Origin of the sequence: Micromonospora sp. CPCC 206061 (genome assembly GCF_036906915.1) — a bacterium.
Taxonomy (GTDB): domain Bacteria; phylum Actinomycetota; class Actinomycetes; order Mycobacteriales; family Micromonosporaceae; genus Phytohabitans.
The window spans coordinates 1-8,408 of the sequence record NZ_JBAKHX010000153.1; the positions used below are offsets into that span (position 1 = coordinate 1).

At 66.0% G+C, this 8,408-nt stretch carries 10 protein-coding genes; 7 read left to right on the plus strand and 3 right to left on the minus strand.

What is annotated here, in order from left to right; genetic code table 11:
* Nucleotides 1-91: 91 nt before the first annotated feature.
* Complete coding sequence (locus tag V6V89_RS40495; protein ID WP_334625028.1) at nucleotides 92-538, minus strand: hypothetical protein; 447 nt, start codon at nucleotides 536-538, stop codon at nucleotides 92-94.
* A 720-nt stretch (nucleotides 539-1,258) separates the two neighbouring features.
* On the opposite strand from V6V89_RS40495, the gene V6V89_RS40500 reads away from it, so the two are divergent.
* A complete protein-coding gene (locus V6V89_RS40500) occupies nucleotides 1,259-1,474 on the plus strand; it encodes a hypothetical protein (RefSeq protein WP_334625019.1) in 216 nt (71 codons plus the stop codon).
* Nucleotides 1,475-1,564: 90 nt separating this feature from the next.
* Here V6V89_RS40500 and V6V89_RS40505 read toward each other — a convergent pair whose 3' ends face one another.
* Nucleotides 1,565-2,197 (minus strand): DUF4240 domain-containing protein, encoded by a 633-nt coding sequence (locus V6V89_RS40505; RefSeq protein ID WP_334625020.1) that lies wholly within the window; start codon nucleotides 2,195-2,197, stop codon nucleotides 1,565-1,567.
* Nucleotides 2,198-2,381: 184 nt separating this feature from the next.
* Here V6V89_RS40505 and V6V89_RS40510 point away from each other — a divergent pair, with 184 nt between their 5' ends.
* From V6V89_RS40510 to V6V89_RS40535, 6 genes are all read left to right on the plus strand, one after another.
* The gene (locus V6V89_RS40510; RefSeq protein WP_334625021.1) at nucleotides 2,382-3,269 is read left to right on the plus strand and encodes a hypothetical protein; all 888 of its coding nucleotides are present in this window, start codon (nucleotides 2,382-2,384) and stop codon (nucleotides 3,267-3,269) included.
* Between the two features lie 190 nt (nucleotides 3,270-3,459).
* The gene (locus V6V89_RS40515; protein WP_334625022.1) at nucleotides 3,460-4,134 is read left to right on the plus strand and encodes a nucleotidyltransferase domain-containing protein; all 675 of its coding nucleotides are present in this window, start codon (nucleotides 3,460-3,462) and stop codon (nucleotides 4,132-4,134) included.
* Nucleotides 4,131-4,898, plus strand: coding sequence for a nucleotidyltransferase domain-containing protein (locus tag V6V89_RS40520; protein WP_334625023.1), 768 nt, complete (start codon nucleotides 4,131-4,133; stop codon nucleotides 4,896-4,898). The genes V6V89_RS40515 and V6V89_RS40520 overlap by 4 nt, the downstream gene beginning before the upstream one ends.
* A 394-nt stretch (nucleotides 4,899-5,292) precedes the next feature.
* Nucleotides 5,293-5,688, plus strand: a complete 396-nt coding sequence (locus V6V89_RS40525; protein WP_334625024.1) for a hypothetical protein — start codon at nucleotides 5,293-5,295, stop codon at nucleotides 5,686-5,688.
* A 109-nt stretch (nucleotides 5,689-5,797) separates the two neighbouring features.
* Entirely contained in the window at nucleotides 5,798-6,292 is a 495-nt protein-coding gene (locus V6V89_RS40530) for a hypothetical protein (RefSeq protein ID WP_334625025.1), read from the plus strand.
* Nucleotides 6,293-6,776: 484 nt separating this feature from the next.
* Nucleotides 6,777-7,205, plus strand: coding sequence for a hypothetical protein (locus V6V89_RS40535; RefSeq protein ID WP_334625026.1), 429 nt, complete (start codon nucleotides 6,777-6,779; stop codon nucleotides 7,203-7,205).
* A 129-nt stretch (nucleotides 7,206-7,334) separates the two neighbouring features.
* Here V6V89_RS40535 and V6V89_RS40540 read toward each other — a convergent pair whose 3' ends face one another.
* A complete protein-coding gene (locus V6V89_RS40540) occupies nucleotides 7,335-7,811 on the minus strand; it encodes a macro domain-containing protein (protein WP_334625027.1) in 477 nt (158 codons plus the stop codon).
* Between the last annotated feature and the right edge of the window lie 597 nt (nucleotides 7,812-8,408).

The window sequence follows — 8,408 nt, forward strand, 5'->3', positions numbered from 1 at the left end:
TGGAAACGTGCACGTCCGGTTCTGAGGGGGCGGCGGCGCAGCAATGCGCCGCCGCTACCCGGCCGATGCGCGCGTTGCCTGGTGCCGGTCATCATCCTGGCGGGGTCAGTGGTCCGTTCACCACGACGACCTGGTCATCCTCGACGCGGTATCCGAGAACCGGATGGGAGTGGGGATTACCGCCTTCGGCGTCCATCAGCACGGGCTTGCCAAGTCGCTGGCCGATCGCCTTGAGGAACGCGCAGAAGACATCGAGCCCATGCTGACCCTGTATCTCACGGAGGTCGACGTCGAAGTCGATCTGCGTCGGGGCGTAGAAGCGGAAGATCGCGAGTATGTGAGGAGCCGGCCAGACGCGAAGGGACGCGGTCTCGGCGTCCGGCGGGCGGCTGAACACCGCTTCTGCACGGGGTAACCGGATAGCCACGTCGCCTTCGGCGTACTCGTACCGCCATCGGCCTGACGCCGCGAGATCCAGGAGCGCTTGCCAGTCCGCGATCGACGTCGCGGGAACGCACAGGTCTGGAAGGGATCCCATCAGCCCAGGGTCGAACAAGGGCTGGACGTCGTCCCACAGCAGATCCGGCGGCACCCCGCCATTGTGCCGCAGCCCGCACCGGTGACTTTCCCTCACCACCTCCGGCCGTTCGATGCCGGCGCGCTAATCTGTCGCGGATATCGCGCGTTGCGACGTCGGCTCCGCGGCCGGGGGCCTTCAAGTGGGACGGCACCGCCGCGGCGACCCGTTGACGCTTGCCAACGGATGGCGCGCGACGCTGGGGCCACGTGCCGTCCACAGTGGTAGGCGGGCGCCACGACGTCAGCGCGGAGGTGTTCCCGCGTTCGTGAAGCGAGTTTGCCCTGGTCGGCTGGCCCTTGGGTTTGGGATAGAGCAGTGACATTGAGCTAGGGATGGACGCCTGCCCGGTGGTCGAGGTCAGGATTCGCCATCGCTGGTTTCGGGGAGCGCGCCGTCCGGCATCATGCGGTAGCGGCGAGGCGATTCCATACGGTTCAGAAGCCGTTCCATTGTGGTCTCGCGTTCCGACTGTTTCGAGCCGGCGGGGTCGGCGATCCGAAGTACACGCTCTTGCCGCCGACAGAGCGTTACGGTACGTGACAACGGCGGCGCCCGGCACGCGGTGGTGCGACGTCAGTGCGCCGGGCCCTGAAGCAGCACACGGTGCCTATCACATGCCTCACATCGCTGGAGCTCCCACCACGCTTGGTCTTCACCCTCGTTGACGTAGCAGGCTTCTTGGAAGTCGCTGCCGCACGAGCATTGGGTGCCAAGCGGCGTTCGGTGCAGGTGGTGGCCGACGTGCCCTTGACGGTCACGCTCGAGCGGCTGGCGCCTCCGGGCTATCCGCTCGTTTGCGCGCTCGCGAGCACGGGCGGCCATCCGCGCTTCCCATCCGTCGTCCACGCAACCACGGTAGTCAACCCCTTGGGACCCCCGGTCATCGACAAGTGATCACGCTCGTTGCCTCCTGCCGGTATACGGTCTGCCGCTGAGCGCTCGCTTGAACAGGCCGGGTTGGTTGCGTTCTTGCGCAAGGGCCGTTCAGGCATGGAAATGGCGGTGACGTGGAAACATCCGGCTCAGCCGTGGCAAGCGCCGTTCGATCGTGGCGAGGCTGTCGGTATCCCACGACATGCCCGCCATTTTCGGGTCGCAGGGGCGCCGGTGACCGCGTTCGCCGAGTGCGTCGTCGATGCCGTCGTCCTGGCCGGTGACATGGTCGTAGGCTCGGGCGGCCACGTACGACAGGTCCTCCCAGTGGGGCCATTCGGAGTCGGGCCAGTGCTGCGGGCGGCGACCGGCGAGGGCCTGTACCGCGGGCAGGTCGGCGAGGTTGTCCGGGTGCTGTGCGGCGTGCCCCCACCAGCGCTGCCCTTGGGCGATGAGCCATGGCTGGAAGTACCAGAACGAGTCGCCACTGCACAGCCCGTCCATGATCTGGTTGGCAGCACCGAGCATGTCCCAGGTGTCGATGGGGCGACGTGCTGTGTCGACATGGATCTGGAAGTCCACGATGTGATCCAGGGCAACACGGCTGAGCCGGTGCTCCAGCCACTCCGCTCTGCGCTGCGGGTGGGTTGTCGCCTCACCGGAGCGCTCCAGGAACCGCCAGAAGTCGACCACGTCCACAGCAACGAACCCTAGTTCGTCGCCGTCGCCCGTTCCTGTGACCACGGCCGTACGGATTTGCCGCTGAGTGGGTGCTTCGGTGGGTGGTCGACCGTAGCTGTCCGGGAGCTTGTCTGTTTGCGTGCGGTGTTGCTTGACGCATGCCGTGGTGAACAGCGGGTACCGCGGCAGAGCGGGAGGACGGCGTCGGGGTGGTACATGCCCTCGGCCGCTGTGCACGATGTTGCCTGTGCGTATCGAGCGTTTGAGCTTCTTCGTCAAGTCTGTCCAGGCTGTCCCGGGAGGGTGGCGTCTAGAGGGCGAGCCGGGGTACCACCCACGGAACTGGGCTCGCCCTGGCGACTCCTTCGACCGTGTCTGCCGCGATAACGGCGGGCAGGAGCGCGAGGTTGACCTTGTTGTGGTTGAGCTTAACGGCTCGTATGCCATTGTCGCGGGGACCGGCGGTGACCAGCTCGGGCGCGACGACGTCGTTTCAGGAGGGCGACTGAGGGAGGATCTTGGACACACCGGCCAAGGACCGCGGCGCCAGTCAGACGCGACCGAGGACCTCGCAGGGATTCTGGGCTTACCGTCGCTGGCTGGTGCGGCCTCGGCCGGCGGAGCCGAATGGTCGCTGGTCGAGGCTGCGCTGGGTGTCACACTGCCGGCTGATTACAAGCGTTTCGTCGATGCCTACGGCGCTGGCCTCGTCGACGATCACGTCACCGTATGTGCCCCTCACGCTCCGCACGAGTGGGCAGACTTGGTGCGGCACAACACCTGGGCGCAAGAGTGCGTCCGGCTGGACTTCGCAGGACCGGATAGCTATTCGGAAGACTGGTACTTGGGTGACCCGTCGCACTGGGAACCGAACCATGAGGACGTCCCGCCCTGGTTCGAGCCTGGCGACAACCTAGTCTCGTGGGGCCACACCGGCAACGGCGACCTGCTTTTCTGGCATGTCAAGCCGGGCGTTGCCGCCGGCGACTGGCCAGCGGTGCTGAAGGAGGAAGGACCGTACTGGGAGCAGTACGGGGTCGGCTTTTCGGCAGCCCTTGCTGGCTTACTCACCGGAGAGATTCAGTCCGAGTACCTGAGTCATTGGCTCGGAGGACCCCACTCCTACCACCTCTAACCTGGCTGTCGGGCGTATCGCGTTAGGCAAGATCGGGTGCACTCCTCTTCCGCGATGTTTTCGCTCCGGAGGGTCACGCTTCTCGGTCCTGTTGGTCCGTTCGTCGCGTTGGTGTGAGTGTGGTCGGCTGTGGCGCTTGCGGGGATATAGCCGGGTGTGAGCTGGGCGCGTTTCGGTAGCGTTGCTGGTCATGATCGAGTTGGTGGAGCGGAACACGATCCTGGCGGTGGTGGTCGGGTCGCGGGCGTACGGGTTGGACCGCGACGGCTCTGATCGTGACCGGCGGGGCGTGTACGCGGCACCGACGCGTTGGTTCTGGCGGCTGGACAAGCCGCCCACGCACGTGGACGGGCCAGCAGCCGAGCAGTTCTCCTGGGAGGTTGAGCGGTTCTGCACGCTTGCGTTGCAGGCGAATCCGACGGTGTTGGAGGTGTTGTGGTCGCCGCTGGTTGAGAAGGTCACCGACGAGGGCCGGGAGTTGTTGGCGGTGCGGCGGGCGTTCCTGTCGCGGCGGGTGGCTGACACCTACGGCCGGTACGCGCAGGATCAGCTTGACCGGGTCGCCGCGCGGCGGGAGCGGACCGGGCAGACCAATCACAAGCAGGCCATGCACATGATCCGACTGCTGTATGCCGGGGCCCATGTGCTGCGCACCGGGGAGGTCCTGGTCGACGTGGCGCAGCTGCGTGACCGGCTGCTGGCAGTGCGGGCCGGGGACCTGCCCTGGGAACGGGTCGCGGTGTGGGCGGCCGACCTGCTCGCCGACCTCGCCACCGCGGCGGCCGGAACCCGGCTACCCGAGCAGCCGGACCGTCGCGCCGTTGACGCCTTTCTGGTCGCGGTACGGGAAAGGAACCTGGGATGACCGTCGATGTGCCATCCTGGGCGGGCCAGAGCGCGCGGGCGTTGCCGTACCCGCTGGTGTTCGCGACCGTCAGCGGCGCGCACCTGTACGGGTTCGCCTCGGTCGACTCGGACCTTGACCTGCGCGCCGTGCACGTGTTGCCGACGGCCGAGGTCGTCGGGTTACGTACCGGACCGGATACCCTGCAGCACACCGGGATGCGGGACGGGGTCGAGCTGGACGTGGTCAGCCACGACCTACTCAAGTTCGCCCGGCTGCTGACCGACCGCAACGGCTACGTGCTGGAACAGCTGCTGTCCCCGCTGGTCGTGGTCACCACCGCCGTCCACACCGACCTCAAGACACTGGCGGGCGGGCTGATCACCCGTCACCACGCGCATCACTACCTCGGCTTCGCCACCGGCCAGCAGAAGCTGTACACCAAGACCGGGCGGCTCAAACCGGCCCTGTACACGCTGCGGGTGCTGCTGACCGGGATCCACCTGATGCGCACCGGCCAGCTCGAGACCGACCTGCGCGTACTGGGCACCGGGCTGGCATACGTACCGGATCTGATCGCCGCCAAGCGCGAGGCCGAACACGGACCCCTACCCGACGGCGCGGTCCGGCACCTGGCCGCCGACATCCCCCGCCTACGCGCCGAATTGGAAACCGCCCGCGACACCTCACCACTGCCCGAACAACCCGACCCCTCCACCATCAATACCCTGCACGACCTCGTAGTCCGCACCCGCCTGACCTCAACAACCAGCCACGCAACGTAACAGCACAGGAGAACCACCAACACTCGGATTTGCCGATGAGAGTTCAGTGCCGAGCGCAGTCGTTGCGGTTGCACAGACGTTGCTTTGGAGACTGTGACCATCGGTGCGCGGCGGCACCGTCCGCCCCGCGTGCCCACCGGGCCTGGCGCTGCCGCGCCTGGCGTTTCAACTCGCCAAGCCATCCACGTGCTACAGGACCGCGAGATCATCGCAGGATGCAAAGGGGCTCACTCTGTGGAACCGTTTTCACTCATTCGAACGCACCGGCCAACCTGTCTCTGGTTTACTGCTGATGGCAGCGTCTCGAGGAAAAGCATCCAGATTCACTCGGAACCGGACCACCTTCACTCCGGGCCAGGAGAACAATTGTGAGCCCACAATGCCCGATCCCACAGTGGCAGAAGTCCTCGGAAGCCACAACCTGAATAGCATCATCCGCCTGCGCACCGCCCGACGCATCACGGCCATCGCCGTGGTAATCGCCGCCCAACTCGGCAGTACGGGATTCGCTATCGGCGTGGCCGCCGCCGGGCCTGGTCTGACCACGGCGGTGACCGTGCGGATAGACGGCGCGACCGGCCGGTGGACACCCACCGATTCCGCCGCGGTACCGGCGGAGACCGTGGCCACCGACCCGGCGACGGCACCACCCGCTCCGACATCGGACCAGTCGATCGTCCCGACTACACCGGCCGCGTCCCAGACGATCACGCCCACTGGGACCACCACCACCCCGCCCGTCGACGAACTGTCGAGCCCGAACGAGCCGGAACCCACGAGTCGTTCCTGACAACCGGGCGCCCGCGGACCACCGCACCACCAGGCGCATCAACCGGCACGACGTATTCCATCTCGCGGTATTTCCGCACGCGATTCCACTCGATGTCAGGAGAATGTCCATGCTTACCACCTCAAAAATCAAGCCCGTGCTCGTCATCGCCGCGGTCGGCACACTGATGGGCATCAGCGGCCTCGCGATCGCCGCGTTCGTCCAGAGCAGCACCACGGGTCCTGTTGCAGGTTCGGCCGAGTCCTTCTCTGCCGTCACCGTCACCGGCGCGCAAACCGGCACGCTGCTGCCCGGCGAAAGCGCGTACGTCACCCTCACCCTCACCAACCCGAACACCAACGTGAAAGCCAAATTGATATCTATCACCCCGGGTGAGGTCGTCATCGACACCGTCGCCGACAGCGCCGACACGGCCTACTGCCACGACCAGATCGAACTGTCCACGGTCGGCGCAGACCCCCTCTTCCCCACGCTCGCCGTGAGCGAAGCGAACTACCCGTTCAAGTTGACTGACGCCGTAAAGCTAAAGGTCGACACCGACATCCGTTGCCAGGGCATGACGTTCCACACGACGTGGACGGCCCAGTTCGAGGCCGTTCGCTAAAGGTCGAGTCCGACCCCACCGATCGAACATGACCCAACTCCTGCTCACCCACGCCCGCATCCGCACCAGTCTCGCCGCCGCCTGCCAAGCCTGACAGCGGACCCGCAGACGGTTGGGCCGCCAGACCGAACCAGAAATCCAGCCGCAGCCACTCCACGCACATGGTCGAAAACGACGAGCGGCATGGCCACCTCCGCAAGACGGGAGCCACATGCTCGACTTTTGGCGCCCCTTGAGCCCGCGCTCTCCGGGCGGATGTTCGTGACAACCGGCGCCACTTGCAGATCAGGACTCGGTTCGGCCCCGATTGAACCGCAGCGGCGAGTGACTGCACGTAAGCTAATCACGGTCGTCGGCTCCAGCCAAGTGCGCGGATCTAGCCGAGAAGAGTGCGCACGGACCGTCCCTTGGACAGAAGCCGTGGCAGGCTCATCGCTATGACCGACAGCACGCCTAGCCCCGACGGCGATCCCCACTGGAAACCATGTCGGATGCCGCTAAGGAAAGCGTCAGAGTGGCAACCGATGCCGTGAACCTGGCCTACGAGATCCACCGCCAAGCAGTCGAGGCTTGGCATACAGCCATCAAGACGGGAGACCCCGCGGTCGCGGAAGTTACCAACGCTGGGGTCGATCGTGCCTCGCGGGGCATCACGGAGGCCCTTCGAATGCTTGATATCGCCCACGCAGCAGGTCAGGGTGCTACCCAAACCCTCAAAGCCCAAATGATCCGACTCCTGATGCTTCAGGCGGAAGCTGGAGCTGAACAACGTGCTGGTGCCACCGGCGAACTCATGCAGGCCGCCAACTCGCAGGCCGCCTCGCTGAAATGGGCCACCTGGGCACTTGCCGGCGCCACCGTCGCCCTGGTCCTCGCCACCGTGTTCTTGATCTTTGTCACTGCGAATGCCTGAATCCACCCATTCGGCGTCTGCCTCGCATGCGCCTGGCGCAACTGGGACAGGGACACGTTCTTGGATGGACGACAGAAAGACGTCCGGAACTGCCGCGATGAGTGTGTTACCGAGCATTGTTTCGATCGGTCAATCGTGGTCGTAGACGGTGGTATCGATGTCGCGGCCACACAAGGTCGCGGTGACGAGCGGTTCGATGCGCTCCCACCGGCCGCCGGCCAGGCCACAACCAATGCGCGGCATATGGACGGTAGCGGACAGCCGCACGGCGTGCTCGGCGAGGGCCCTCAGGCACCGCTCGACGGCGTCGTATCGGATCGGCGGCCCGCTGCTGCCAGTGCGGATGCCGCGCTGGGCGACCATGTTGGCCACCCAGGTGTCGGGACGGACCTGAACCAACTGGGTAGCGCCAAGGCCGAAGTCGTTGCCGGAGCGCTCACGGTGCCACTGCCGGTAGGCACGTTCGGGTTCCGGCCACCGGCGGGAGACCGCCAGAACGAAGCCCTTGCCCCACCCACCGAGGTCGTTGCATACATGGGCGATGATCTTTGGTCCCTTTGCCTGAGGACTGGTTGCATCGCCTCTGATGATCCGCAGTGGTACCACGCGGTGATGCTCCCATCGGCGCAATCTGCCGTCGAGCCCGTTTCGGTTTGCCGCGTCGCTACCGAGCGCTGGATTACCGCGCACGCTCATGCCGCGGATATCGCGCGTTGCGACGCCGGCTCTGTGGCCACATGACCCCTCGAGTCGACGCGGTGCGCCGTCGTCAGGCCGCCACCATGTTGTCGGCCTCGTGGCGCCTGGTGAGGCTGTCGCGTAGGAGACGCGGCATCCGCGCCGTTGATGTAGGGCGTGGGGACCTGGCACGTGCGGACGTCCAGCGCCTGCTGCCGCCGGGGGACGCGGTTGGTCTGCCGAGTCCGGGACGACGGTCATCTTGCGCGCCACGGGCAGCGGCCGGGTCTCGATGGTGAGTGATTCGGGCTCTGCCGCGCGATGGCGTTCGCGGTTTCGGCCCGGGCGTCCCGGTCGTGGTAGTCGTGTCCCGGCCGGGACGTCCCGTTGGCCGATCACTAAGCCCTGATCCACCGATGAGATTCGGTTGAGGGCGGTGTGGCAGACGGGAAAGTGCCCTCCGAACTGGGAAGATTGAAGTTGCTGACGCTTCTATCTTCTGGTTCGAGAGGGCACCGTCGAGGT